The sequence below is a fragment of the Brevibacillus sp. FW306-2-1A-C05A genome (genome assembly GCF_058781555.1).
Window position 1 is genome coordinate 18,026 of record NZ_JBYSWV010000030.1, and the last position, 23,114, is coordinate 41,139.

General features: G+C 50.4%; 28 protein-coding genes. 1 reads left to right on the forward strand and 27 read right to left on the reverse strand.

Features of this window, described 5'->3' with window-relative positions:
- Nucleotides 1-34: 34 nt before the first annotated feature.
- From rpsH to rpsJ, 16 genes are all read right to left on the reverse strand, one after another.
- Nucleotides 35-433, reverse strand: a complete 399-nt coding sequence (rpsH, locus tag AC3WJN_RS17280) for a 30S ribosomal protein S8 (protein ID WP_005828827.1) — start codon at nucleotides 431-433, stop codon at nucleotides 35-37.
- Nucleotides 434-460: 27 nt separating this feature from the next.
- Nucleotides 461-646: a type Z 30S ribosomal protein S14 gene (locus tag AC3WJN_RS17285; RefSeq protein WP_005828830.1), complete on the reverse strand. Its 186-nt coding sequence runs from the start codon at nucleotides 644-646 to the stop codon at nucleotides 461-463.
- Between the two features lie 24 nt (nucleotides 647-670).
- Nucleotides 671-1,213, reverse strand: coding sequence for a 50S ribosomal protein L5 (gene rplE / locus AC3WJN_RS17290; protein ID WP_005828832.1), 543 nt, complete (start codon nucleotides 1,211-1,213; stop codon nucleotides 671-673).
- A 26-nt stretch (nucleotides 1,214-1,239) separates the two neighbouring features.
- Nucleotides 1,240-1,554: a 50S ribosomal protein L24 gene (gene rplX / locus AC3WJN_RS17295; protein ID WP_005828833.1), complete on the reverse strand. Its 315-nt coding sequence runs from the start codon at nucleotides 1,552-1,554 to the stop codon at nucleotides 1,240-1,242.
- Between the two features lie 49 nt (nucleotides 1,555-1,603).
- The gene (gene rplN, locus AC3WJN_RS17300) at nucleotides 1,604-1,972 is read right to left on the reverse strand and encodes a 50S ribosomal protein L14 (protein ID WP_005828835.1); all 369 of its coding nucleotides are present in this window, start codon (nucleotides 1,970-1,972) and stop codon (nucleotides 1,604-1,606) included.
- Nucleotides 1,973-2,013: 41 nt separating this feature from the next.
- Nucleotides 2,014-2,280, reverse strand: a complete 267-nt coding sequence (rpsQ, locus tag AC3WJN_RS17305) for a 30S ribosomal protein S17 (RefSeq protein WP_005828837.1) — start codon at nucleotides 2,278-2,280, stop codon at nucleotides 2,014-2,016.
- A 22-nt stretch (nucleotides 2,281-2,302) separates the two neighbouring features.
- Complete coding sequence (rpmC, locus tag AC3WJN_RS17310) at nucleotides 2,303-2,500, reverse strand: 50S ribosomal protein L29 (protein WP_005828838.1); 198 nt, start codon at nucleotides 2,498-2,500, stop codon at nucleotides 2,303-2,305.
- On the reverse strand, nucleotides 2,490-2,924 hold the full coding sequence (gene rplP / locus AC3WJN_RS17315) for a 50S ribosomal protein L16 (RefSeq protein WP_007787078.1): 435 nt from the start codon (nucleotides 2,922-2,924) through the stop codon (nucleotides 2,490-2,492). Before rplP ends, rpmC begins: the two co-directional genes overlap by 11 nt.
- Nucleotides 2,925-2,926: 2 nt before the next feature.
- Nucleotides 2,927-3,589 carry a 30S ribosomal protein S3 gene (gene rpsC / locus AC3WJN_RS17320; protein WP_005828842.1) on the reverse strand — a complete coding sequence of 221 codons (663 nt, stop codon included), beginning with the start codon at nucleotides 3,587-3,589 and terminating at the stop codon, nucleotides 2,927-2,929.
- 13 nt (nucleotides 3,590-3,602) lie between these two features.
- A complete protein-coding gene (gene rplV / locus AC3WJN_RS17325; protein WP_005828844.1) occupies nucleotides 3,603-3,935 on the reverse strand; it encodes a 50S ribosomal protein L22 in 333 nt (110 codons plus the stop codon).
- A 29-nt stretch (nucleotides 3,936-3,964) separates the two neighbouring features.
- The gene (rpsS, locus tag AC3WJN_RS17330; protein ID WP_005828846.1) at nucleotides 3,965-4,246 is read right to left on the reverse strand and encodes a 30S ribosomal protein S19; all 282 of its coding nucleotides are present in this window, start codon (nucleotides 4,244-4,246) and stop codon (nucleotides 3,965-3,967) included.
- 49 nt (nucleotides 4,247-4,295) lie between these two features.
- On the reverse strand, nucleotides 4,296-5,126 hold the full coding sequence (gene rplB / locus AC3WJN_RS17335) for a 50S ribosomal protein L2 (RefSeq protein WP_005828847.1): 831 nt from the start codon (nucleotides 5,124-5,126) through the stop codon (nucleotides 4,296-4,298).
- 32 nt (nucleotides 5,127-5,158) lie between these two features.
- Complete coding sequence (gene rplW / locus AC3WJN_RS17340; RefSeq protein WP_005828849.1) at nucleotides 5,159-5,449, reverse strand: 50S ribosomal protein L23; 291 nt, start codon at nucleotides 5,447-5,449, stop codon at nucleotides 5,159-5,161.
- On the reverse strand, nucleotides 5,449-6,072 hold the full coding sequence (gene rplD, locus AC3WJN_RS17345) for a 50S ribosomal protein L4 (RefSeq protein ID WP_005828851.1): 624 nt from the start codon (nucleotides 6,070-6,072) through the stop codon (nucleotides 5,449-5,451). Before rplD ends, rplW begins: the two co-directional genes overlap by 1 nt.
- A 17-nt stretch (nucleotides 6,073-6,089) precedes the next feature.
- Nucleotides 6,090-6,719: a 50S ribosomal protein L3 gene (gene rplC, locus AC3WJN_RS17350; RefSeq protein ID WP_007787072.1), complete on the reverse strand. Its 630-nt coding sequence runs from the start codon at nucleotides 6,717-6,719 to the stop codon at nucleotides 6,090-6,092.
- A 152-nt stretch (nucleotides 6,720-6,871) separates the two neighbouring features.
- On the reverse strand, nucleotides 6,872-7,180 hold the full coding sequence (gene rpsJ / locus AC3WJN_RS17355; RefSeq protein ID WP_005828858.1) for a 30S ribosomal protein S10: 309 nt from the start codon (nucleotides 7,178-7,180) through the stop codon (nucleotides 6,872-6,874).
- A 352-nt stretch (nucleotides 7,181-7,532) separates the two neighbouring features.
- Between rpsJ and AC3WJN_RS17360 the strand changes: the two genes are divergently transcribed.
- Nucleotides 7,533-7,931: a globin domain-containing protein gene (locus tag AC3WJN_RS17360; RefSeq protein WP_005828860.1), complete on the forward strand. Its 399-nt coding sequence runs from the start codon at nucleotides 7,533-7,535 to the stop codon at nucleotides 7,929-7,931.
- Between the two features lie 6 nt (nucleotides 7,932-7,937).
- On the opposite strand, the gene AC3WJN_RS17365 is transcribed toward AC3WJN_RS17360, so the two are convergent.
- The 11 genes from AC3WJN_RS17365 to rplJ all read right to left on the reverse strand — a co-directional run bounded on the left by AC3WJN_RS17365 (nucleotide 7,938) and on the right by rplJ (nucleotide 23,109).
- On the reverse strand, nucleotides 7,938-8,873 hold the full coding sequence (locus AC3WJN_RS17365) for a DMT family transporter (RefSeq protein WP_005828862.1): 936 nt from the start codon (nucleotides 8,871-8,873) through the stop codon (nucleotides 7,938-7,940).
- Between the two features lie 162 nt (nucleotides 8,874-9,035).
- Nucleotides 9,036-10,226: an elongation factor Tu gene (tuf, locus tag AC3WJN_RS17370; protein WP_005828864.1), complete on the reverse strand. Its 1,191-nt coding sequence runs from the start codon at nucleotides 10,224-10,226 to the stop codon at nucleotides 9,036-9,038.
- A gap of 119 nt (nucleotides 10,227-10,345) precedes the next feature.
- A complete protein-coding gene (gene fusA, locus AC3WJN_RS17375; RefSeq protein ID WP_005828865.1) occupies nucleotides 10,346-12,424 on the reverse strand; it encodes an elongation factor G in 2,079 nt (692 codons plus the stop codon).
- A gap of 71 nt (nucleotides 12,425-12,495) precedes the next feature.
- A complete protein-coding gene (rpsG, locus tag AC3WJN_RS17380) occupies nucleotides 12,496-12,966 on the reverse strand; it encodes a 30S ribosomal protein S7 (protein WP_005828872.1) in 471 nt (156 codons plus the stop codon).
- 54 nt (nucleotides 12,967-13,020) lie between these two features.
- Nucleotides 13,021-13,464: a 30S ribosomal protein S12 gene (rpsL, locus tag AC3WJN_RS17385; RefSeq protein WP_005828873.1), complete on the reverse strand. Its 444-nt coding sequence runs from the start codon at nucleotides 13,462-13,464 to the stop codon at nucleotides 13,021-13,023.
- Nucleotides 13,465-13,584: 120 nt separating this feature from the next.
- Nucleotides 13,585-13,839, reverse strand: coding sequence for a 50S ribosomal protein L7ae-like protein (locus AC3WJN_RS17390; protein ID WP_005828874.1), 255 nt, complete (start codon nucleotides 13,837-13,839; stop codon nucleotides 13,585-13,587).
- 137 nt (nucleotides 13,840-13,976) lie between these two features.
- Nucleotides 13,977-17,603, reverse strand: a complete 3,627-nt coding sequence (gene rpoC / locus AC3WJN_RS17395; protein ID WP_005828875.1) for a DNA-directed RNA polymerase subunit beta' — start codon at nucleotides 17,601-17,603, stop codon at nucleotides 13,977-13,979.
- A gap of 29 nt (nucleotides 17,604-17,632) precedes the next feature.
- A complete protein-coding gene (gene rpoB / locus AC3WJN_RS17400; protein WP_007787066.1) occupies nucleotides 17,633-21,172 on the reverse strand; it encodes a DNA-directed RNA polymerase subunit beta in 3,540 nt (1,179 codons plus the stop codon).
- 307 nt (nucleotides 21,173-21,479) lie between these two features.
- Nucleotides 21,480-22,076 (reverse strand): class I SAM-dependent methyltransferase, encoded by a 597-nt coding sequence (locus AC3WJN_RS17405; RefSeq protein ID WP_005828879.1) that lies wholly within the window; start codon nucleotides 22,074-22,076, stop codon nucleotides 21,480-21,482.
- 98 nt (nucleotides 22,077-22,174) lie between these two features.
- Complete coding sequence (gene rplL / locus AC3WJN_RS17410; RefSeq protein WP_005828881.1) at nucleotides 22,175-22,537, reverse strand: 50S ribosomal protein L7/L12; 363 nt, start codon at nucleotides 22,535-22,537, stop codon at nucleotides 22,175-22,177.
- 56 nt (nucleotides 22,538-22,593) lie between these two features.
- Nucleotides 22,594-23,109, reverse strand: coding sequence for a 50S ribosomal protein L10 (rplJ, locus tag AC3WJN_RS17415; RefSeq protein WP_005828883.1), 516 nt, complete (start codon nucleotides 23,107-23,109; stop codon nucleotides 22,594-22,596).
- Nucleotides 23,110-23,114 lie beyond the last annotated feature (5 nt).

Here is a 23,114-nt window from a genome sequence, read left to right on the forward strand (position 1 = left end):
GGTGCACCTCCTGTGCTTTTTTACATTCTGTTAATTACCAAACGTATGCAAGAACTTCTCCGCCAACATGAGCTTGACGAGCTTGCTTGTCAGTCATAACACCGTTGGATGTGGAGATGATCGCGCAACCGAGGCCACCCAAAACTTTAGGTACTTCGTTGTTTTTCGCATACACACGAAGTCCTGGTTTGGAGATACGTTTCAGACCTGTGATAACGCGCTCGTTGTTCGCACCGTATTTCAGGAATACGCGGATGATTCCTTGTTTGTTGTCCTCAACAAACTCCGCATCGCGGATGAAGCCTTCTTCTTTCAGAATGCGCGCGATTTCCTTCTTGATGGTGGACGCTGGGATCTCCACTTTCTCGTGGCGAACCATGTTAGCGTTACGAATACGTGTCAACATATCTGCGATTGGATCAGTCATAACCATGAGAGAAAACCTCCTTCCCGTTTCAAATTACCAGCTTGCTTTTTTCACGCCTGGAATTTGACCTTTATAAGCAAGTTCACGGAAGCAAATACGGCAGAGTTTGAATTTGCGCAATACGGAGTGCGGACGTCCGCAACGCTCGCAACGAGTGTACGCGCGCACTGCAAACTTCGGCTGCCGCTGTTGCTTGATAATCATAGATTTCTTTGCCACATTCTTCCCTCCTTACGAGTGGGTTTATTTACGGAATGGCATACCCATTTGAGTCAGCAGCTCACGAGCTTCTTCATCCGTTTTCGCGGAAGTAACAATTACGATGTCCATACCGCGAACTTTGTCAATTTTATCGTACTCGATCTCAGGGAAGATCAGTTGTTCCTTCAGACCAAGTGTGTAGTTACCGCGACCGTCAAATGCCTTGGAAGAGATTCCACGGAAGTCACGAACACGCGGAAGAGATACGTTCATCAATTTGTCGAGGAAGTGGTACATACGCTCGCCGCGCAGGGTAACCTTCGCACCGATCGGCATACCTTCACGCAGTTTGAAACCAGCGATGGATTTCTTTGCGCGAGTTACTACAGGTTTTTGTCCAGCAATAGTTTGCAGGTCTTCAACCGCAGCATCCAAGGTTTTAGCGTTACCTACCGCTTCGCCAACACCCATATTGATGATGATCTTTTCAACCTTCGGCACTTGCATGATGGAAGTGTAGTTGAACTTGCTCATCAGGCTAGGCACGATTTCTTTTGTGTACTTTTCTTTCAATCTTGTTGCCATCTAGGATATCCTCCTTTCCAACCTGACTACTTGTCGAGTACTTCGCCAGACTTTTTCGCGTACCGAACTTTCTTACCGTTATCCAAAACTTTGTAACCGATGCGAGTAGCTTTTCCGGACTTCGGATCGATCAAAGATACGTTGGAAACGTGAATCGCTGCTTCTTGAGTCACAATGCCACCTTGCGGGTTAGCTTGGGACGGACGGCTGTGTTTCTTCACGAGGTTGATACCTTCAACCAGAACGCGTTCTTTCTTCGGATAAGCAGCGAGAACGCGACCTTTTTTGCCTTTATCTTTGCCCGCAATTACGATAACAGTGTCGCCTTTTTTAACGTGCATCGCCTGGTGCACCTCCTATCGAACAAACTGCCTGAGTTTTTCCGTTCAATTAGATAACCTCTGGAGCCAGAGAGATGATCTTCATGAAATCTTTGTCGCGGAGCTCACGAGCTACTGGTCCAAAGATACGAGTACCACGTGGGGACTTATCTTCCTTGATGACTACCGCTGCATTTTCATCAAAACGGATGTAAGAACCATCTTGACGACGAACGCCGCTTACAGTGCGAACTACAACTGCTTTAACTACTTGACCTTTCTTGACAACGCCGCCGGGTGTAGCGGATTTTACGGAGCACACGATAACATCACCGATGTTCGCCGTTTTGCGACCGGAACCACCCAGAACCTTGATGCACATGAGTTCCTTTGCACCGGAGTTGTCAGCAACAGCCAATCTCGTCTGAGTTTGGATCATTTACTGTTCCTCCTTTCGGATTTGATATCCGAAAATCTGACTTATACGATTACTGCCTCTTCGACGATACGTACCAAACGGAAACGTTTATCTTTGGACAAAGGACGAGTTTCCATCAACTCTACGATGTCGCCCACTTTTGCCGTATTGTTCTCGTCGTGAGCCTTGAACTTTTTGGAGTATTTCACGCGTTTGCCGTACAACGGGTGTGTCTTGTAAGTTTCAACAAGCACAACAATGGTTTTATCCATTTTGTCGGAAACAACGCGACCTACAACGGATCGACGCATATTGCGTTCTGCGGTCATCGTTCAAACCTCCTTCCTTTAATTAGCCGATTCCCAATTCTCTCTGGCGCAGGATGGTTTTCGCACGAGCAATATCCTTACGCACTTGTTTGATGCGAGATGTGGTTTCGAGTTGACCTGTAGCCAACTGGAAACGAAGGTTGAACAACTCTTCTTTCAAAGAAGCGACGTTTTGTTCGATCTCGGCAGTGGTCAAATTGCGGAACTCATTAGCCTTCATGTGCGTCACCACCCACTTCTTCACGCTTCACGAATTTGCATTTGATAGGCAGCTTGTGCATAGCAAGACGCATAGCTTCGCGAGCGACTTCTTCAGGTACGCCAGCAAGTTCGAACATGATCTTGCCTGGCTTCACTACCGCTACCCATTTCTCAGGAGAACCTTTACCGGAACCCATCCGTACTTCGAGCGGCTTTTGTGTAATTGGCTTGTCAGGGAAGATTTTAATCCACACTTTACCGCCACGCTTGATGTAACGAGTCATCGCGATACGAGCAGCCTCGATCTGACGGTTAGTTACCCAAGATGGCTCCAATGCTTGCAATCCGTATTCACCGAACGCAACAGTAGTACCGCCTTTTGCGTTACCAGCCATTTTCCCGCGGTGTTGTTTACGGTGTTTCACGCGTTTTGGCGTCAACATGATTACTTGCCTCCTTCCTCAGTAGCGACGTTCTTTCTCGCTGGAAGGACTTCTCCACGGTAGATCCACACTTTTACACCGATGCGACCATATGTGGTATGAGCTTCAGCAGTACCGTAGTCGATGTCGGCACGCAGAGTGTGAAGCGGAACAGTACCTTCGCTGTAACCTTCAGAACGTGCGATGTCCGCGCCGCCAAGACGACCGCTTACCAAGGTTTTGATACCTTTAGCACCTGCACGCAGCGTACGAGTGATCGATTGCTTTTGCGCACGACGGAAAGAAATGCGGTTTTCCAATTGACGAGCGATGTTTTCAGCTACCAGAGTAGCATCCAGATCCGGACGTTTTACTTCGTTGATATTGATATGAACGCGTTTGCCAGTCAAATCAGTCAAGGATTTGCGCAGAATTTCTACCTCTGCCCCACCTTTACCAATTACCATACCAGGCTTAGCGGTGTGAATCGTTACGTTCACGCGATTAGCTGCGCGTTCGATTTCGATAGTGGATACAGCAGCATCTTTCAGACGCCCTTTTACAAACTTGCGGATTTTCAAGTCTTCGTGCAACAGAGTTGCGAAGTCCTTGTCAGCGTACCATTTGGACTCCCAGTCACGAATGACACCGATCCGAAGACCTACCGGGCTTACCTTTTGACCCACACGTAATCCCTCCTTATTTCTCGTTTAGTACCACTGTGATGTGGCTAGTGCGTTTATGGATGCGGCTTGCGCGACCCATAGCGCGCGGACGGAAACGCTTCAACGTAGGACCTTGGTCCACGAAGATTTTGCTAACTACCAGGCTGTTTGGATCCATTTCGTAGTTGTGCTCAGCGTTTGCAATAGCCGACTTCAGGAGCTTTTCAACAACTGGAGAAGCTGCTTTTGGCGTGTGTTTCAAGATCGCCAACGCTTCACCTACTTGCTTGCCTCTAATCAAGTCAACCACCAGGCGGACTTTACGAGACGCAATGCGAATATTGCGAGCAACTGCTCTTGCTTCCATCTTTGTACCTCCTCTCTGTCAAGAGAAAATTAGCGCTTCTTGGATTTCTTGTCGTTGTCGACGTGACCCTTGAAGGTACGAGTTGGTGCGAACTCACCCAATTTGTGACCAACCATGTCTTCCGATACGTATACTGGAACATGTTTGCGACCATCGTATACAGCAAACGTGTGTCCTACGAACTCAGGGAAGATGGTGGAACGACGAGACCAGGTTTTGATCACGCGTTTCTCGTTCTTTTCATTTTGCTCGTCAACTTTTTTCATCAAGTGGTCATCCACGAAAGGACCCTTTTTTAAGCTACGTCCCATTAGTGAACCTCCCTTCGCCAAAGGCGTTCGGTTATTGTATCAGCCTACCTTACTTCTTGCGGCGGCGGATGATGTATTGGTCGGACTTGTTCTTCTTCTTGCGAGTCTTGAGACCCAGGGTTGGTTTACCCCAAGGAGTAACAGGTGCTTTACGACCGATTGGAGCGCGACCTTCACCACCACCGTGTGGGTGATCGTTCGGGTTCATTACGCTACCGCGAACAGTTGGACGAATACCCAACCAGCGGGAACGTCCTGCTTTACCGATGTTCAGCAGTTCGTGATCGAGGTTACCTACTTGACCGATAGTAGCGCGGCATACGTTGTGGATGCGGCGAGTCTCACCGGAAGACAGGCGAACGATTACGAACTCACCATCACGACCCAACAGTTGAGCGGAAGCACCAGCAGCGCGAACCAGTTGGCCACCTTTGCCTGGTTTCAGCTCGATGTTGTGGATGGTAGTACCTACCGGGATTTTTTCCAGCGGCAGCGCGTTACCGATTTTGATGTCGGCATCTGCTCCGGAAATGATCTCGTCTCCAACTTTCAGGTTGTGAGGAGCGAGGATGTAACGTTTTTCACCATCAACGTAGTTGATAAGTGCGATGTTAGCGGAACGGTTTGGATCGTATTCGATAGTAGCTACGCGACCTACGATGCCGTCTTTGTTACGCTTGAAGTCGATAATACGGTATTTACGTTTATGACCGCCACCTTGATGACGTACGGTAATTCTACCTTGGTTGTTGCGACCAGCTTTTTTGCTAAGAGGCGCCAGCAAGGATTTTTCGGGAGTCGACGTAGTGATCTCCTCGAAAGTAGAAACCGTCATTTGGCGACGACCAGGAGAAGTCGGTTTAAACTTTTTGATACCCATGTTAATACCCTCCTTTTCGGTAGTCGTCGAGGTTATACTCCCTCGTAGAAGGCCAGTTCTTTGCTGTCATCAGTCAGCTTCACGATTGCTTTCTTCCACTCGGATGTGTAACCGGAGTATTTTCCGTAGCGTTTTGGTTTAGCAGGGACACGGATAGTGTTAACTGCTTCTACTTTCACGCCGAACACTTTTTCAACAGCTTGCTTGATTTCGGTTTTGTTGGCTTTGAGAGGTACTTCGAAAACGTACTTCTTCTCAGCCATCATATCAGTGGTGCGCTCGGTAATGACAGGGCGCTTAAGGACGTCATGAAGGCTCTTCATTATGCGAGCACCTCCTCTACTTTCGCAACCGCGTCTTTCGTCACGATTACTTTGTCATGCGCTACCAGATCCAGAACGTTAATGCCTGCAGCATCTACAAATTTAGCACCTGGGATGTTACGGGAAGAGAGAGCTACGTTTTGATCGAACTCGGAAGTTACGATCAGAACTTTGCGATCTACTTTCAGGTTGTTCAAAACAGCGGTCATTTCCTTGGTTTTAGGAGCTGCGAAGTTCAATGCATCCAGAACCAGGAGTTCGTTGTTTTGTACTTTCGCGGACAGTGCGGATTTCAGAGCCAGACGGCGAACTTTACGGTTCAGTTTGTAACCGTATTTGCGCGGAGTTGGACCGAATACAACACCGCCACCTTTCCATTGCGGAGAGCGAATGGAACCTTGGCGTGCGCGACCTGTACCTTTTTGGCGCCATGGCTTGCGGCCACCGCCACGTACTTCAGAACGGTTCTTTACATCGTGTGTTCCTTGACGTTGGGATGCTTGTTGCATCACGATCGCATCGTACAGAACAGCGTTGTTAGGCTCAATCCCGAATACGCTATCTGCCAATTCGATTTCGCCAACTTGAGAACCAGTTTGGTTATAAAGAGCTACTTTCGGCATGTCAGTTCCTCCTTTCCTTAGTGTTTCTTGACTGCCGTCGATACCAGTACACAACTGTTTTTCGGACCAGGCACGGAGCCTTTTACGAGAATCAGGTTGCGAGCAGCATCTACTTTAATTACTTCCAGGTTTTGGATGGTTACCTTGTCGCCACCCATTTGTCCTGGCAGGGTTTGACCTTTGAAAACGCGGTTTGGAGCGACAGCACCCATGGAACCAGGACCGCGATGGTAGCGCGAACCGTGAGCCATAGGACCGCGGGATTGGTTGTGACGTTTGATCGCACCTTGGAAACCTTTACCCTTGGTTACGCCAGACACGTCAACGATGTCTCCCTCGGCAAAAATGTCTACTTTCAACTCTTGACCAACCTCGTAATCAGCGAGGTTAACTCCGCGAATTTCGCGAACGAAGCGCTTAGGAGCAGTGTTAGCTTTTGCTGCATGTCCTTTTTCCGGCTTGTTAGCGCGCTGTTCTTTTTTGTCTTCGAAGCCGATTTGAATCGCTTCGTAGCCATCGTTCTCCACATCTTTCTTTTGAAGAACCACGTTAGAACCTGCTTCGATAACCGTTACAGCGATCGCTGTTCCGTTTGGACCAAAAACTTGAGTCATGCCAAGTTTTTTCCCTAAGATTCCTTTGGTCATTTGTGCCACCTCCTGTGCTTATTTCAGTAAAAAAACGTTTTTATGTTGTATCAAGTCCCCACCGATGCGCAGGGGTGCCATTTTAAGGGTTTGTTGCTTGGTATAACACGCTTATCAAGACAACGTCTGCGCGTGTATCGCTTTTTGGGACCTTACAGTTTGATCTCGATGTCTACACCGGATGGCAGATCCAGACGCATCAAAGCATCTACTGTTTGTGGTGTAGGGTTCAAGATGTCGATCAAACGTTTGTGAGTACGCATCTCGAATTGCTCGCGAGAATCTTTGTACTTGTGCACCGCACGCAGGATCGTATAAACTGCTTTCTCGGTCGGAAGCGGGATTGGGCCGGATACGTTTGCTCCGGAACGCTTCGCTGTGTCCACGATTTTCTCTGCGGATTGATCGAGGATTTTGTGATCATACGCCTTCAAACGAATACGAATCTTTTGCTTTGCCATTTTAGTCCCTCCTTTTTCGCCCATTTATTAAACAGACATTTCTCCGTGGAAATATCCTGCACCCCGGTCATGGCAAAGGGGCCGGGTGTGTCAGCAACCTCCCACATCATCGCAAGTCCATGACCAACATTCAATATTGTACTAAAAATATCTGGGCAACGCAAGTGATTTCTTGGTCTCCCGCACATTTTTTGTACACGCGAGCCTACTGAAAGACTCACCTCGTCCATATTACTGATTTCCCGGCAGAAAGGCAAGCGGGATTACCTGCCAACTTCCTCCCGTCCTATCTATAATAGAAAGAAGACGTTATACTAAGGAATGAGCTGTCTAAGCAAAGGAGGCTGTCTGTATGTCTGAATCCATTCGCACTCCGTATGAAATGATTGGCGGGGCCGATACGTTGGCTCGTCTTGTTGATGCCTTTTACGATCTGGTTGCCCGGCACCCTGATCTTGCTCCCCTTTTCCCTGAAGACTTCACGGAAGTAAAAGAACGCCAATATCAGTTTCTCACACAGTTTCTCGGCGGCCCGGCTCTCTATACAGAGCGCCACGGGCATCCGATGCTGCGCGCACGCCACATGCGCTTTCCGATCGGCCCTGTCCAAGCGGAAGCCTGGCTGGCTTGTATGAAAACCGCCATGGACAAAACCGGGCTGGAAGGCGAGCTTCGGGAACAAATTTTTGAGCGGCTGCGTTTGACTGCTTATCATATGGTGAACAAGTGGGACCAAGAAGAAAAAGCGTAGGATATCCTACGCTTTTGTCGTTAGTTCGGGAGCTGCTTTGGATGGAACCGGGGTCGGCTTAACCAAATTGCGCGAACCGAGGTACACCCCACCTACAATCATAAACAGCGCGAGCACGTGCACGAGCTTCAGTTGCTCTCCGAGAAACAGTGCGGCGAACAGCAGGCTGGCCATTGGCATTCCGTTCAAAAATACGGCTGTTCGGCTGGCTCCCAGTTGGCGGATGCCGTAGTTCCAGCCGACCGAGCCGAGCGCGGTGGAAAGTGCGCCTGAGACGAAGATCACCAGCCACTGGAACGGCGATACCTCCAGGGAAAAATAGTACGATGCCGGCTGTTGCACGAGCGCTGCCGCCCACAAAAAGACGATCCCGAACATTTGCGACAAGGCCGTAATCAGCAGCACAGGCACTCCGCGGACAACCAGCTTGCGGATCAGCAAGCCTCCTGTTACATACATGAGCATGGAGAAAAACATGATGGCGTCGCCCCAGCCGTTCATATGAAAACCTCCGTGCTGGGAAATGACCACAATCAGCACTCCCGCAAAGCCTACGCCAATACCGAGCCCTTTTTGCCACGACATGGCTTCGCCGAGAAAGATCATCGCCAGCAAAGCTGTCGCCAAAGGATTCAACCCCAAAATCAGCGAAGCGTTGCCTGCCGTTGTCGTCTGGACGCCTGCCGCCAGAGTGATCTGGTGCAGCGCAATCGAGCTGGCTCCCACACCCGCGATCAGCAGCCAGTCGCCTTTTTTCAAACGCAGATTCGTTTTGTATTTATAAATAATAGGTGCCAGGCATACTCCCGCTACCGTCATCCGAATCGCAGCAACGTAGAGCGGCGGAAACGTGGCGAGGTATTTCACCATTACCACGTTCAAGCCCCAAAGCGTGACAACGCCGATCAGCATGAAAAACAACAACTTCTCCTTGTTTTGCATTTCTCTATCCCCCATCCACTGATCGTATTGTAGCACACGGCCAGTCGCCGGCTTATTGAATCATTTTGATGGGAACGATGCAGAAAATTGATGAGACCCTGTCATACAAAAAGAAAAACCCGACAACAAATGCTGTCGGGTTTTTGTACGTATCAGTAAATCTTACGCGTCGATAGAAGCTACAACGCCAGCGCCTACTGTACGGCCACCTTCGCGGATCGCGAAGCGAGTACCTTGTTCCATCGCTACTGGAGCGATCAGTTCAACGGTGAACTCAGTGTTGTCGCCAGGCATAATCATTTCAACGCCTTCTGGCAGTTGGATGATACCTGTTACGTCAGTTGTACGGAAGTAGAATTGTGGACGGTAGTTAGCAAAGAAAGGAGTGTGACGTCCGCCCTCTTCTTTGGACAGAACGTAAACTTCTGCTTTGAACTTGGTGTAAGGCTTAACGGAACCTGGTTTCGCCAAGCATTGTCCACGCTCGATGTCTTTACGCTCAACACCGCGCAGCAGGGCACCGATGTTGTCACCAGCTTGAGCTTGATCCAGCAATTTGCGGAACATCTCAACACCAGTTACAGTTGTGGAGCGAGTTTCTTCAGCCAGACCAACGATTTCTACTTGGTCACCGACTTTAACGATACCGCGCTCTACACGGCCAGTAGCAACTGTACCACGACCAGTGATTGTGAACACGTCCTCAACTGGCATCAGGAAAGGCTTGTCAGTTGCGCGCTCAGGAGTTGGGATGTAGTTGTCAACAGCGTCCATCAGTTCAACAACTTTTTGAGCCCATTCGCCAGTTGGGTTGTCGAGAGCTTCTTTAGCGGAACCTTTGATTACTGGGATATCGTCGCCTGGGAACTCGTATTGGGAGAGCAGGTCACGGATTTCCATTTCAACCAGTTCGAGCAACTCTTCATCGTCTACCATGTCGCATTTGTTCATGAATACTACGATGTAAGGTACGCCTACTTGGCGGGACAGCAGGATGTGTTCGCGAGTTTGTGGCATTGGGCCGTCAGCCGCGGATACAACCAGGATAGCGCCGTCCATTTGAGCAGCACCGGTAATCATGTTTTTCACGTAGTCAGCGTGACCAGGGCAGTCAACGTGAGCATAGTGACGGTTTTCAGTTTCGTACTCAACGTGAGCGGTGTTGATGGTGATACCGCGCTCTTTTTCTTCTGGAGCAGCATCGATGCTGTCATAAGCCATAGCTTTTGCTTTACCTTGTTGCGCCAATACAGTAGTGATCGCAGCAGTCAGGGTAGTTTTACCGTGGTCAACGTGACCGATGGTACCGATGTTAACGTGTGGTTTATTACGCTCAAATTTTTCTTTTGCCATGAGAGCTAAAGCCTCCTTAAATGATAAGGGTTTTATAGGTAAGAAAGGTTTACCCTATCAAGGGTTGTACCTTAAACATTGTAAACCTTTCCTGATTCAAGATAAAGCGGAACCGTAAATTATTCGCCTTTCGATTTCTTAATGATCTCTTCAGCGATGAATTTAGGTACTTCTTCGTAGTGGTCGATCACCATGGAGTAAACGCCACGGCCTTGGGTACGGGAACGAAGAACTGTGGAGTAACCGAACATCTCGGACAGTGGTACCATCGCACGGATTACTTGTGCATTCGCACGAGCTTCCATACCTTCGATACGACCGCGGCGGGAGTTCAGGTCGCCCATTACGTCGCCCATGTACTCTTCCGGCATTGTAACTTCTACTTTCATGATTGGCTCGAGCAATACAGCGCCACATTTTTTCGCAGCTTCTTTCAGAGCGAGAGAACCTGCTACTTTAAACGCCATCTCGGAGGAGTCGACATCATGGTAGCTACCGTCTACGATCGTAGCTTTGATGTCAACCAGCGGGAAGCCGGCGAGAACACCATTTTTCATCGCTTCTTCGATACCCGCTTGAACAGCAGGGATGTATTCGCGCGGTACCACACCACCGACGATTTTGTTTTCGAATTGGAAGCCTTGTCCTGGTTCGAGTGGTTCGAACTCCACCCAAACGTGACCGTATTGACCACGACCACCGGACTGGCGAACGAATTTACCTTCCACTTTCGCAGCTTTACGGAATGTTTCACGGTAAGCTACTTGTGGCGCACCTACGTTCGACTCGACTTTAAATTCGCGTTTCAGACGGTCAACAATGATCTCCAGGTGAAGCTCACCCATACCGGAGATGATTGTTTGACCAGTCTCTTCGTCTGTGCGGGTTCTGAACGTTGGATCCTCTTCAGCCAGCTTGGACAGGCCGATACCCATCTTGTCTTGGTCTGCTTTGGATTTTGGTTCGATCGCAACAGAGATAACTGGCTCTGGGAATTCCATAGACTCGAGGATTACAGGAGCCTTTTCATCACACAGAGTATCACCAGTTGTCGTATCTTTCAAACCTACAGCCGCAGCGATGTCACCGGAGTAAACCGTTTGGATCTCTTCGCGGTGGTTTGCGTGCATTTGCAGGATACGACCTACACGTTCGCGTTTACCTTTTGTGGAGTTCAGAACGTAAGAACCGGAGTTCAGTACGCCGGAGTAAACGCGGAAGAAGGTCAGACGGCCTACGTACGGGTCAGTCATGATCTTGAAGGCAAGAGCAGAGAACGGACCGTTGTCGTCTGCAGGACGTTCAACTTCATCTTCAGTGTCAGGCAAAGTACCTTTGATTGCAGGGATGTCTACTGGAGATGGCAGATAACGAACAACGTTGTCCAGCATAGGCTGAACACCTTTGTTACGGTAGGAAGATCCGCACATTACAGGAGTCAGTTTGCACTCAATGGTACCTTTGCGCAGAGCCGCACGGATTTCGTCGTTGGTCAGCTCTTCGCCTTCCAAGTACTTCATCATCAGCTCTTCGTCTTGTTCCGCAGCCGCTTCAACCAGTGCCAGACGCAGCTCTTCGCACTTGTCTTTCAGCTCAGCAGGGATTTCGGTAGCATCGGAAGTTTTGCCCAGGTCATCGGTATAGATGATTGCCTTCATTTCGATCAGGTCAACCATACCTTTGAATTGGTCTTCTGCTCCGATTGGATATTGAACTGCTACTGGATTTGCACCCAGACGAGTTTTGATCTGCTCCAAGCACATATCAAAGTTAGCGCCCAAGATATCCATTTTGTTGATGTAGCACATACGCGGTACGCCGTAGCGGTCAGCTTGGCGCCATACGGTTTCGGTTTGCGGCTCAACGCCACCTTTTGCGTCAAAAACGGTTACAGCACCGTCAAGAACGCGCAGGGAGCGCTCAACTTCTACAGTGAAGTCTACGTGGCCTGGCGTGTCGATGATGTTAATACGATGGCCATTCCATTGAGCGGTAGTAGCAGCCGAAGTGATGGTGATACCGCGCTCTTGCTCTTGTTCCATCCAGTCCATGGTTGCTGCACCTTCGTGCACCTCACCAATCTTGTGAACGCGACCGGTGTAGAACAGAATACGCTCAGTCGTTGTCGTCTTACCAGCATCGATGTGAGCCATGATACCGATATTACGCGTATTCGGCAAAGAGAACTCGCGAGCCATTCAGGTATGCTCCTTCCATACTCGAGTTTTTGAATAAACGGGTATCCAAAACGGACACCCGATTCAATTTCCTACCAGCGATAGTGAGCAAACGCTTTGTTCGCTTCAGCCATCTTGTGCGTGTCTTCACGCTTTTTAACTGCTGCACCGGTGTTGTTAGCTGCGTCCATGATCTCGTTAGCCAGACGTTGTTCCATGGTTTTCTCTCCACGGCTACGGGAGTAGTTAACCAGCCAACGCAAACCAAGAGTAGTACGGCGCTCCGGTTTTACTTCGATTGGTACTTGGTAGTTAGCACCACCTACACGGCGAGCTTTAACTTCCAGTACAGGCATTACGTTTTTCAGTGCTTCTTCAAACACTTCCATCGGGTTGCGACCAGTGCGCTCCTGAATGATGGTGAATGCGTTGTAGAGAATATTTTGCGCTACACCGCGTTTGCCATCCAACATCAGGCGGTTAATCAAACGAGTAACCAGCTTGCTGTTGTAAATAGGATCAGGCAACACGTCACGACGGGTTACAGGACCTTTACGAGGCATCGTATTCCCTCCTTCTTTTCGGTATAAATTCACGCCACTTCACAGGCGTTTTTCTTATTTCTTTTTCGCTGCTGCAGCCGCTTGACCTGGTTTTGGACGTTTTGTACCGTATTTGGAACGACCTTGTTTACGGTTGTTAACGCCTGCAGTGTCAAGTGCACCACGAACGATATGGTAGCGTACCCCTGGCAAGTCTTTTACACGACCGCCGCGCACCAGCACGACGCTGTGCTCTTGCAGGTTGTGGCCAATACCACCGATGTAAGCTGTTACCTCGATTCCGTTTGTCAAACGCACACGAGCGTATTTACGCAACGCGGAGTTCGGTTTTTTCGGAGTCATGGTACCTACACGCGTGCAAACACCACGTTTTTGAGGAGAGCTTTGGTTGGTTTGGCTTTTCTTGAAGCTGTTGTACCCTTTTTGCAGAGCTGGGGACTTCGACTTCACAACCTTGTCCTCGCGACCTTTACGCACCAATTGGTTAATTGTAGGCATGATGTTACCTCCCTTCTTAATACCCAATCTTCAAGACCACAGATCCAGGTGAGTCATTTTTAGGCCAAATAGAAAGTTCTTGTCCACCTTTTACGCACTGCGTAACAGACAAAAACATCGTTAACCACTTTTCTTAATCGCAGCGGTAGCCGCTCCCACTTCAATTCCGCACGCTTTGCCTAACCGGCGCATGGAATCTACATGAATGACTGGAACACCCTTCTCTTTGCAAAGGAGCTCGACTTTTTGGGTCAAACGTCTGTCAGCATCAGCCGCGATGTAAACTGCTTCAACCTGGAGGTTTTCCACGGCTTTCATCGTTTGCTTGATACCGATCGTCAACTCCTTGGCCCGCTCTACTTTTTCATAAGACATGATTCTCATATCCTCCAAAGTACAGATGTCAGGCACACTTGAATATAATATCAGGTGGGTCAGTTGTTGTCAACGCCCAGCTCATATTTTTATTCAGGAAGGCGCCCACCAAATTTTGACGGGCGCCACTCCTGTTATTACTCGACAGAAACTGCTTCCTGCTCTGCTTTCAGAGCTTCCTGTTCTGCTTCGTAATCAACCTGACTAGCTACTTTTACATTGCGATAACGGGACATACCGGTACCTGCCGGAACGAGTTTCCCGATAATCACGTTTTCTTTCAGGCCGAGCAGGCGATCCACTTTTCCTTTGATCGCTGCATCGGTAAGAACGCGAGTCGTCTCCTGGAACGAAGCTGCCGACAGGAAGGAGTCGGTTTCCAGGGATGCTTTTGTAATCCCCAAAAGAACCGGACGGCCTACTGCCGGGTTTTTGCCTTCGAGGAGAACTTTTGCGTTCGCTTGCTCAAACTCCGGAACTTCCACATAGGAGCCTGGCAGGAGGTCTGTGTCTCCGCTGTCGATGACGCGCAGCTTGCGGAGCATCTGACGGATCATAACCTCAACGTGCTTGTCGTTAATTTCTACACCCTGCATGCGGTAAACTTTTTGTACCTCTTGCAAAATGTAGTTGGAAACGCCGCGCATGCCGCGAACTTTGAGCATTTCTTTCGGGTCTACGGAACCTTCCGTGAGCTCGTCACCGGCACTCAGCTTGGTACCGACAGATACCTTGATACGCGCACCGTATGGAGCAGAGTACACTTTGCTTTCCGCTTCCCCGCGAACTTCGATTTCACGACGGTCCTTGCCTTCGCGAATGTCGACAACTTCCCCGTCGATTTCGGAAATAACGGCCTGACCTTTTGGATTGCGCGCTTCAAACAGCTCTTGAATACGCGGCAAACCTTGGGTAATATCGTCTCCGGCAACCCCACCGGTATGGAAGGTACGCATGGTCAGCTGGGTACCAGGCTCACCAATGGACTGAGCGGCGATAATACCAACCGCTTCTCCCACTTCCACCTCGGCTCCGGTTGCCAGGTTGCGTCCGTAGCACAGTTTGCAGACACCATGGCTGGTGCGGCAAGCGAGTACGTTGCGGATGTAGACACTTGTGATGCCCACTTTTTCGATATACTCGGCAACTTCTTCAGTAATTTCCTCGTTGCGGCCGACGATGACTTCGTTTGTTTCCGGATGGCGCAATGTCTCAAAGCATGTACGTCCAACCAGACGGTCAGACAGCTTCTCGATTTCTTCCCGGCCATCCTTGATCGCTGTAACACGGATCCCTTTATCCGTACCGCAATCTTTTTCGCGGACGATCACGTCTTGAGCAACGTCTACGAGACGACGGGTCAAGTAACCCGAGTCCGCAGTACGCAGCGCCGTATCGGCGAGACCTTTCCGCGCACCGTGCGTGGAGATAAAGTACTCCAATACGGTCAGACCTTCACGGAAGTTGGATTTGATCGGCAACTCGATGATTCGGCCGGACGGGTTCGCCATCAGACCGCGCATACCAGCGAGCTGTGTGATCTGGGACACGTTACCGCGGGCACCGGAGTTCGCCATCATGAAGATCGCATTGAATTTGTCCATGGACTTCATGAGTACGTCGGTTACTTCGTCCTTGGCTTTGGACCAGATCGAGATGACACGGTCGTAACGCTCGTCTTCGGTAATCAGACCGCGACGGAACTGCGTCATGACGGTTGCAACCTTTTTATCCGCTTCTTCCAGAATGTCTTTCTTCTTCTCTGGTACGGCAATGTCCGCTACCGCGATGGTAATACCGGCTTTTGTCGAGTACGTGAAGCCCAGTTCCTTGATCTTGTCGAGGATCATGGACGTTTTCATCGTACCGAAGCGACGGAAGCACTCGGAAATGATCGTTCCCAAGAAGCCTTTTTTCACCGCGCCCGGATCAGGCAGGTTCTTGATGAACTCGGTAACGTTGACGCCTTTATCGAAAATAAAGTATTCGTCAGGAACCATGTTTTGCAGGTTCGCTTTGGTTGGTACGTTGATGTACGGCAGCTCTGGCGGGAAGATTTCGTTGAAGATCACTTTCCCGACCGTTGTTACGATGAGCGCGTTCTGCTGGCGCTCGGTAAAGCTGGTTTTGTTCAGGCGCTTCGCTGGCAGAGCGATGCGCGTATGCAGGCTGATAAAGCCTTGCTGGTAAGCGGCAATCGCATCGTGAGGATCGCGATAAATCGTACCCTCGCCTTTGTCGCCTTCACGTTCCAGTGTCAGATAGTAAGAACCAAGCACCATGTCCTGGGATGGCGTTACTACTGGTTTACCGTCTTTCGGGTTCAAGATGTTTTGCGCTGCCAGCATGAGGATGCGGGCTTCCGCCTGCGCCTCTGCAGACAACGGAACGTGAACCGCCATCTGGTCACCGTCGAAGTCCGCGTTGTACGCTGTACAAACGAGCGGATGCAGACGGATCGCGCGGCCTTCAACCAGTACCGGTTCGAAAGCCTGGATACCCAGACGGTGCAAGGTGGGGGCACGGTTCAGAAGCACTGGATGCTCGCGAATGACGTCTTCAAGAACGTCCCATACTTCAGGCTGAACGCGCTCTACCTTGCGCTTGGCGCTCTTGATGTTGTGAGCGAGTCCTTTGGAAACCAGCTCTTTCATCACGAACGGTTTAAAAAGTTCCAGCGCCATTTCTTTTGGCAGACCGCACTGGTACATCTTCAGGTTAGGTCCTACAACGATAACGGAACGTCCGGAGTAGTCAACACGCTTACCGAGCAGGTTTTGGCGGAAACGTCCTTGTTTACCTTTCAGCATGTGGCTGAGAGATTTCAGCGGACGATTACCTGGGCCAGTCACCGGACGACCGCGGCGGCCGTTGTCGATGAGCGCGTCTACTGCTTCCTGCAGCATCCGTTTTTCGTTTTGTACGATAATGTCAGGAGCACCCAGTTCGAGCAGGCGCTTCAGACGGTTATTCCGGTTGATTACGCGACGGTACAGATCGTTCAGGTCGGAAGTGGCAAAACGTCCACCATCCAACTGAACCATCGGACGAAGCTCTGGCGGGATTACCGGCAAAACGTCCAGAACCATCCAATCCGGGTGGTTGCCGGAGTTGCGGAATGCCTCCAGCACTTCCAGGCGCTTGATCGCGCGGTTGCGACGTTGGCCTTGTGCTGTTTTCAGGTCTTCCTTCAGCATTTCCACGTCTTTGTCCAGATCGATTTCCGCGAGCAGGCGCTTGATCGCCTCCGCCCCCATCATCGCTTGGAAAGAGTGGCCGTATTTCTCCCGATAGTTGCGGTACTCCTTTTCCGAGAGCAACTGCTTTTTATCGAGTGGTGTGTCACCTGGATCGGTTACTACATAAGAAGCGAAGTAGATAACTTCTTCCAGGGAACGCGGGGACATGTCGAGCACCAAGCCCATGCGGCTTGGAATCCCTTTGAAATACCAGATGTGAGAAACTGGGGCAGCCAGCTCAATATGCCCCATGCGCTCACGCCGTACTTTGGCGCGGGTCACTTCCACGCCGCAACGGTCGCACACTACACCTTTATAACGTACACGCTTGTACTTACCGCAATGGCACTCCCAGTCCTTGGTCGGTCCAAAGATGCGTTCGCAGAACAAGCCGTCTTTTTCCGGTTTCAGTGTGCGGTAGTTGATCGTCTCTGGCTTTTTCACTTCCCCGAAAGACCACGAACGGATCTTATCGGGGGAAGCCAAGCCGATCTTCATATATTCGAAGTTGTTCACGTCTATCACAGGGCGTTACCTCCCTTTGTACCGGAATCTTACTCGTCGTTCAAGCTTCCACCTTCGAGAACGAGGTTCAGTTTTTCACCGTTGCCTTCATCCTCGTCTTCCATTTCCCGCATTTCAATCTCCTGCTCGTCACCGGACAGGATCTTCACGTCCATACCCAAGCTTTGCAGTTCCTTGATAAGAACCTTGAACGATTCAGGAACACCTGGCTCTGGTACGTTTTCACCTTTGACAATCGCTTCGTACGTCTTCACACGGCCCACGACGTCATCCGACTTGACGGTGAGGATTTCCTGCAAGGTGTAGGCTGCACCGTAAGCTTCCAATGCCCAAACCTCCATCTCCCCGAAACGCTGTCCGCCGAACTGGGCTTTACCACCCAATGGCTGCTGGGTAACGAGAGAGTATGGACCAGTAGAACGAGCGTGGATTTTGTCATCCACCAAGTGAGCCAGTTTCAGCATGTATACGCATCCGACCGTTACACGACGATCGAACGGTTCACCTGTACGTCCATCGTACAAGATGGTTTTACCATCGCGGTCGAGGCCAGCCTCTTCCAACGTCTCGAATACTTCCGCCTGACGGGCACCGTCGAATACAGGTGTCGCCACGTGGATGCCGAGAAGCTTCGCCGCCATACCCAGGTGCGTCTCCAATACCTGACCGATGTTCATACGCGAAGGTACGCCGAGCGGGTTCAGGACGATTTCAACCGGAGAGCCGTCTGGGAGGAATGGCATATCCTCTTCTGGCATGATCCGCGCGATAACCCCTTTGTTACCATGTCGTCCGGCCATTTTGTCACCCACGGAAATTTTCCGTTTTTGGGCGATATAGACACGTACCAGTTGGTTTACGCCTGGAGGCAGCTCGTCGCCGTTCTCACGCGTAAATACTTTTACGTCTACAACAATACCGGAACCACCGTGCGGCACGCGCAGGGATGTATCGCGAACTTCACGAGCTTTTTCCCCGAAGATAGCGTGCAGGAGGCGTTCTTCCGCAGTCAGCTCGGTAACCCCTTTAGGCGTTACTTTACCAACGAGGATATCGCCGTCCTGGATCTCCGCACCGACGCGGATAATACCGCGCTCATCCAGGTTTTTCAGAGCGTCTTCCCCGACGTTTGGAATATCGCGGGTGATTTCCTCTGGACCCAGTTTGGTGTCGCGAGCTTCGGACTCGTATTCTTCAATATGGATCGACGTGTAAACGTCATCCTTCACAAGCTTCTCGCTAAGGAGAATCGCATCCTCGTAGTTGTAACCTTCCCACGTCATAAACGCGACGATTACGTTACGTCCCAGTGCCAATTCACCTTTTTCGGTGGATGGACCGTCACCAATGATATCGCCTTTTTCAATCCAGTCTCCGCGTCTTACGATCGGGCGCTGGTTGATGCAAGTACCTTGGTTGGAACGGATGAACTTGTGCAATTTGTATTTGTCGATGTCTCCGGCTACTTTCTTGCCGTCGATTTCTTTGTAGCGGCGAACCCAGATTTCGCGAGCCGTTACGCGCTCAACCTGGCCCGGATGCTTCGCGACGATCGCCACACCGGAGTCTTGCGCTGCTTTGTGTTCCATGCCTGTACCGACGAACGGCGCTTGTGGAATCAAAAGCGGAACGGCCTGCCGCTGCATGTTGGAACCCATCAGCGCGCGGTTCGCGTCATCGTTCTCCAGGAACGGAATGAGCGCGGTCGCCACGGATACAACCTGCTTCGGCGATACGTCCATGAAGTCTACCTTGTCGCGCGGCACGCTCAAGATCTCGCCTTTACGACGGCAGATAACCATGTCGTTGACAAAGCGGCCATCCTCATCGAGAGGCTGGTTCGCCTGCGCCACGTTGAACACGTCTTCTTCATCCGCAGTCAGATAAACGATGTCGTTCAGAACAAAGCCTGTTTCCGGGTCTACCTTGCGGCGCGGTGTCTCGATAAAGCCGTAGTCGTTGATGCGCGCAAAGGACGACAGCGAGTTAATCAACCCGATATTCGGACCCTCCGGCGTCTCAATTGGACACATACGGCCATAGTGAGAGTGGTGAACGTCGCGCACTTCGAAGCCTGCGCGCTCACGCGTCAAACCACCCGGTCCGAGAGCGGACAGACGGCGTTTGTGCGTCAGTTCGGCCAACGGGTTCGTTTGATCCATGAACTGGGAAAGCTGCGAGCTTCCGAAGAACTCCTTCAGCGATGCGATCACTGGACGGATGTTAATCAGAGCCTGCGGCGTAATCTGGTTCTGATCCTGGATGGACATGCGCTCGCGCACCACGCGCTCCATACGGGACAAACCGATACGGAACTGGTTTTGCAAAAGCTCACCCACGGAACGCAGACGACGGTTGCCCAAGTGGTCAATATCGTCCGTGGAACCGACACCGTGCAGCAGGTTCATGAAGTAGTTGATCGCCGCTACGATGTCCGCCGGCGTAATATGCTTGACAGATTTATCTACGTTCCCGTTTCCGATCACCTTGATGATCTTGCCATCTTCAATCGGAGAGAAAATATTGATGGATTGCAGACGAATCGTATCCTCTTCCAAAACGCCGCCATGCGTGCGAACGTCCAGATAGCCGACGTTGCCTTCAAGCGCTGGCAGGATGCGATCCAGTAGACGACGGTCAATCATTTGACCCGCTTCGGCGAAAATTTCACCTGTGGTGGTATCGACCAATGTCTCAGCCAGGCGCTGGTTGTACAGACGGTTTTTCAGATGAAGCTTTTTGTTCATTTTGTAACGACCTACAGATGCCAGGTCATAGCGCTTTGGATCGAAGAAGCGAGAGATCAAGAGGCTCTTCGCGTTTTCGACTGTTGGCGGCTCGCCCGGACGCAGACGCTCGTAAATTTCGATGAGCGCTTTTTCCGTAGAGTCGGTGTTGTCTTTTTCCAGCGTGTTCTTGATGTACTCATCTTCACCCAGCAAGTTGAGAATCTCAATGTCGGAACCAAAGCCGAGTGCACGCAAAAGAACCGTTACCGGGATTTTTCGCGTACGGTCGATGCGGACATAAATTACGTCTTTCGCATCGGTCTCCAGCTCCAGCCACGCACCCCGGTTCGGGATTACCGTAGCTGTAAACGTCTGCTTGCCGTTTTTGTCCACTTTGGTGTTGTAATATACACTGGGGGAACGAACAAGCTGGCTGACGATTACGCGCTCAGCACCATTAATAATGAAGGTTCCCGTTTCGGTCATGAGCGGGAAATCCCCCATGAAGACTTCTTGTTCCTTCACTTCTCCCGTCTCTTTGTTCAACAAACGTACCTTCACACGCAGAGGCGCCGCATAGGTGACGTCACGTTCTTTCGACTCGTCAACATCGTACTTCGGCTCTCCCAAACTGTAGTCGATAAACTCCAGCACGAGATTGCCAGTGAAGTCCTGGATTGGCGAAATGTCTTGGAACATCTCACGGAGCCCCTCATCAAGGAACCATTGGTAGGACTTTTGCTGAATCTCGATGAGATTTGGAAGGCCCAGCACTTCGTTAATACGTGAATACGTACGACGCTGGCGGTGTCGGCCACTTTGAATCACTTTACCTGCCAACTTATTCACCCCTCAGGTTGTGTTTTCACACATAGAAACTTGGCATTCGGCAATCTTGCAATCGCGAGCGAACACCTTAAAATAAAAATGGGTTAAAGCAGCATCAACCATTTTTAACCCAGAGAAAATCTATTTTAAAAGAATTCCCATGTTTTTACACAAACATTCCTCTTTCAGGAAAAAAGTAGAAACGCTTGACAGACAGGGAATTGCTGAAAAATAGACATTTATCCCATATTGACATTTTATAATGCTACCACAATCAAATATTCACGTCAAGAAAACTTTTCTAAGGATTGTCGCTTGACTATTTGATTGCCCGAAAGATGGAGTATCCCTTTTCCCGATCCACTTCAATCACTTCACGGTACGTCTCTTGCAGCTTCTTCAGAGCAGACGGAGCGCCTTGCTTTTTCTGAATCACTACCCACATCTCTCCATCTTCCACGAGCAGCGCATGTCCTTCAGTAAAAATACGATGCACAATTTCCTTGCCCGCCCGAATCGGCGGATTGGTCAAAATGACGTCGTACTGCTCGCCTTGCACGGCGCTGTAAACGTCACTGACCCGCACCTCAACATTTTTGATCCCGTTTCTTTCGGCATTCCGACGAGCCAGGTCAACCGCACGCTCATTCACGTCGATCATCGTCACCCGCCCCTGATCCGCAAGCGTGGCAGCCGTCAAGCCGATCGGCCCGTAGCCACAGCCCACATCCAGCACACGCGCATGACTGCCGATCTCCATGTTTTCGATGAGCAATACACTTCCAAAGTCAATCCGGTCCCGGGAAAAAACGCCTGCGTCCGTGATGAAGCGCAGCTCCTTCCCGCGCAGCACAAACGAAAACTGCTGCTCGTCATGCGCTGCCCCCGGCCGATTGGTGTAATAGTGATCTGCCACGTGTGATTCACCCTTCCTCATCGATTGGAAAACACTCGCCGTCCCCTTACAGAAAAACCCCCTGCCGCAGGCAAGGGGAATTTCTAAAGAAAGCTAACTTACTTCACTTCTACTTGTGCGCCAGCTTCTTCGAGTTTTGCTTTGAGAGATTCTGCTTCTTCTTTGGAAACGCCCTCTTTGAGTGTTTTTGGAGCGTTGTCTACCAGGTCTTTCGCTTCTTTCAGACCCAGACCAGTCAGTTCGCGAACAACTTTGATTACGTTGATTTTGGAAGCGCCGCCGCTTACCAGGGTTACAGTGAATTCAGTTTGCTCAGCAGCAGCTTCAGCAGCGCCACCAGCAACTACAGCTACAGGAGCAGCAGCAGTTACGCCGAATTCTTCTTCGATTGCTTTTACCAGGTCGTTCAGTTCGAGAACGGACATGCCTTTAATGGCTTCCAAGATTTGCTCTTTAGACATTTTGAAATCCTCCATTCATGGAATAGTATTTGTGTAAGCTTTACCCGATCAGACGATTACGCGCCTTGACCTTCTTTTTGCTCGGCCACTGCTTTGATTGCCAGCGCAACGTTGCGCATTGGAGCTTGCAGGACGGAGAGAAGCATGGACAAGAGACCTTCGCGGGAAGGAAGAGTCGCCAGTGCTTTGATTTGCTCTGCACCAACTACTTTGCCTTCGATCACGCCACCCTTGATTTCCAGCTTTTCGTTTTTCTTCGCAAATTCCGCGATGATTTTTGCTGGAGCGACAACATCGTCTTTGGAGAACGCCAGAGCGTTCGGGCCAGTCAGATATTGATCCAGTTCAGTCAGGTTTTCCTTCTCGGTAGCCAGACGAGTCAGGGAGTTTTTCAACACCTGGAACTCAACACCAGCTTCACGCAGTTGTTTGCGGAGCTCGGTAACTTGGGCTACAGTCAGACCGCGGTAGTCAGCCACCACTGTGGTTTGGCTCTCGCGGAGCTTGGTTGCGATTTCGTTGATCGCTTGTACCTTTTCTTCACGAATAACGGTTGGACGAATTTCTGCCATTGTTT

Bases quoted from the DNA above. Each gene is read 5' to 3' on its own strand.
- rpsS (WP_005828846.1), bottom strand. From the start codon at position 4,246: ATGGGACGTAGCTTAAAAAAGGGTCCTTTCGTGGATGACCACTTGATG.
- AC3WJN_RS17360 (WP_005828860.1), top strand. From the start codon at position 7,533: ATGTCTGAATCCATTCGCACTCCGTATGAAATGATTGGCGGGGCCGAT.
- rplE (WP_005828832.1), bottom strand. From the start codon at position 1,213: ATGGCAACAAGATTGAAAGAAAAGTACACAAAAGAAATCGTGCCTAGC.
- AC3WJN_RS17365 (WP_005828862.1), bottom strand. From the start codon at position 8,873: ATGCAAAACAAGGAGAAGTTGTTGTTTTTCATGCTGATCGGCGTTGTC.
- AC3WJN_RS17390 (WP_005828874.1), bottom strand. From the start codon at position 13,839: ATGTCTTATGAAAAAGTAGAGCGGGCCAAGGAGTTGACGATCGGTATC.
- rpsJ (WP_005828858.1), bottom strand. From the start codon at position 7,180: ATGGCAAAGCAAAAGATTCGTATTCGTTTGAAGGCGTATGATCACAAA.
- rplB (WP_005828847.1), bottom strand. From the start codon at position 5,126: ATGGGTATCAAAAAGTTTAAACCGACTTCTCCTGGTCGTCGCCAAATG.
- rplX (WP_005828833.1), bottom strand. From the start codon at position 1,554: ATGCACGTTAAAAAAGGCGACACTGTTATCGTAATTGCGGGCAAAGAT.
- rplP (WP_007787078.1), bottom strand. From the start codon at position 2,924: ATGTTGACGCCAAAACGCGTGAAACACCGTAAACAACACCGCGGGAAA.
- rpsL (WP_005828873.1), bottom strand. From the start codon at position 13,464: ATGCCTACAATTAACCAATTGGTGCGTAAAGGTCGCGAGGACAAGGTT.
- fusA (WP_005828865.1), bottom strand. From the start codon at position 12,424: ATGGCTCGCGAGTTCTCTTTGCCGAATACGCGTAATATCGGTATCATG.
- rplJ (WP_005828883.1), bottom strand. From the start codon at position 23,109: ATGGCAGAAATTCGTCCAACCGTTATTCGTGAAGAAAAGGTACAAGCG.
- rplN (WP_005828835.1), bottom strand. From the start codon at position 1,972: ATGATCCAAACTCAGACGAGATTGGCTGTTGCTGACAACTCCGGTGCA.
- rplW (WP_005828849.1), bottom strand. From the start codon at position 5,449: ATGAAGAGCCTTCATGACGTCCTTAAGCGCCCTGTCATTACCGAGCGC.
- rpsG (WP_005828872.1), bottom strand. From the start codon at position 12,966: ATGCCTCGTAAAGGTCCTGTAACCCGTCGTGACGTGTTGCCTGATCCT.
- tuf (WP_005828864.1), bottom strand. From the start codon at position 10,226: ATGGCAAAAGAAAAATTTGAGCGTAATAAACCACACGTTAACATCGGT.
- rplL (WP_005828881.1), bottom strand. From the start codon at position 22,537: ATGTCTAAAGAGCAAATCTTGGAAGCCATTAAAGGCATGTCCGTTCTC.
- rplC (WP_007787072.1), bottom strand. From the start codon at position 6,719: ATGACCAAAGGAATCTTAGGGAAAAAACTTGGCATGACTCAAGTTTTT.
- rpsQ (WP_005828837.1), bottom strand. From the start codon at position 2,280: ATGACCGCAGAACGCAATATGCGTCGATCCGTTGTAGGTCGCGTTGTT.
- rpmC (WP_005828838.1), bottom strand. From the start codon at position 2,500: ATGAAGGCTAATGAGTTCCGCAATTTGACCACTGCCGAGATCGAACAA.
- rplV (WP_005828844.1), bottom strand. From the start codon at position 3,935: ATGGAAGCAAGAGCAGTTGCTCGCAATATTCGCATTGCGTCTCGTAAA.
- rpsH (WP_005828827.1), bottom strand. From the start codon at position 433: ATGGTTATGACTGATCCAATCGCAGATATGTTGACACGTATTCGTAAC.
- rplD (WP_005828851.1), bottom strand. From the start codon at position 6,072: ATGCCGAAAGTAGCTCTTTATAACCAAACTGGTTCTCAAGTTGGCGAA.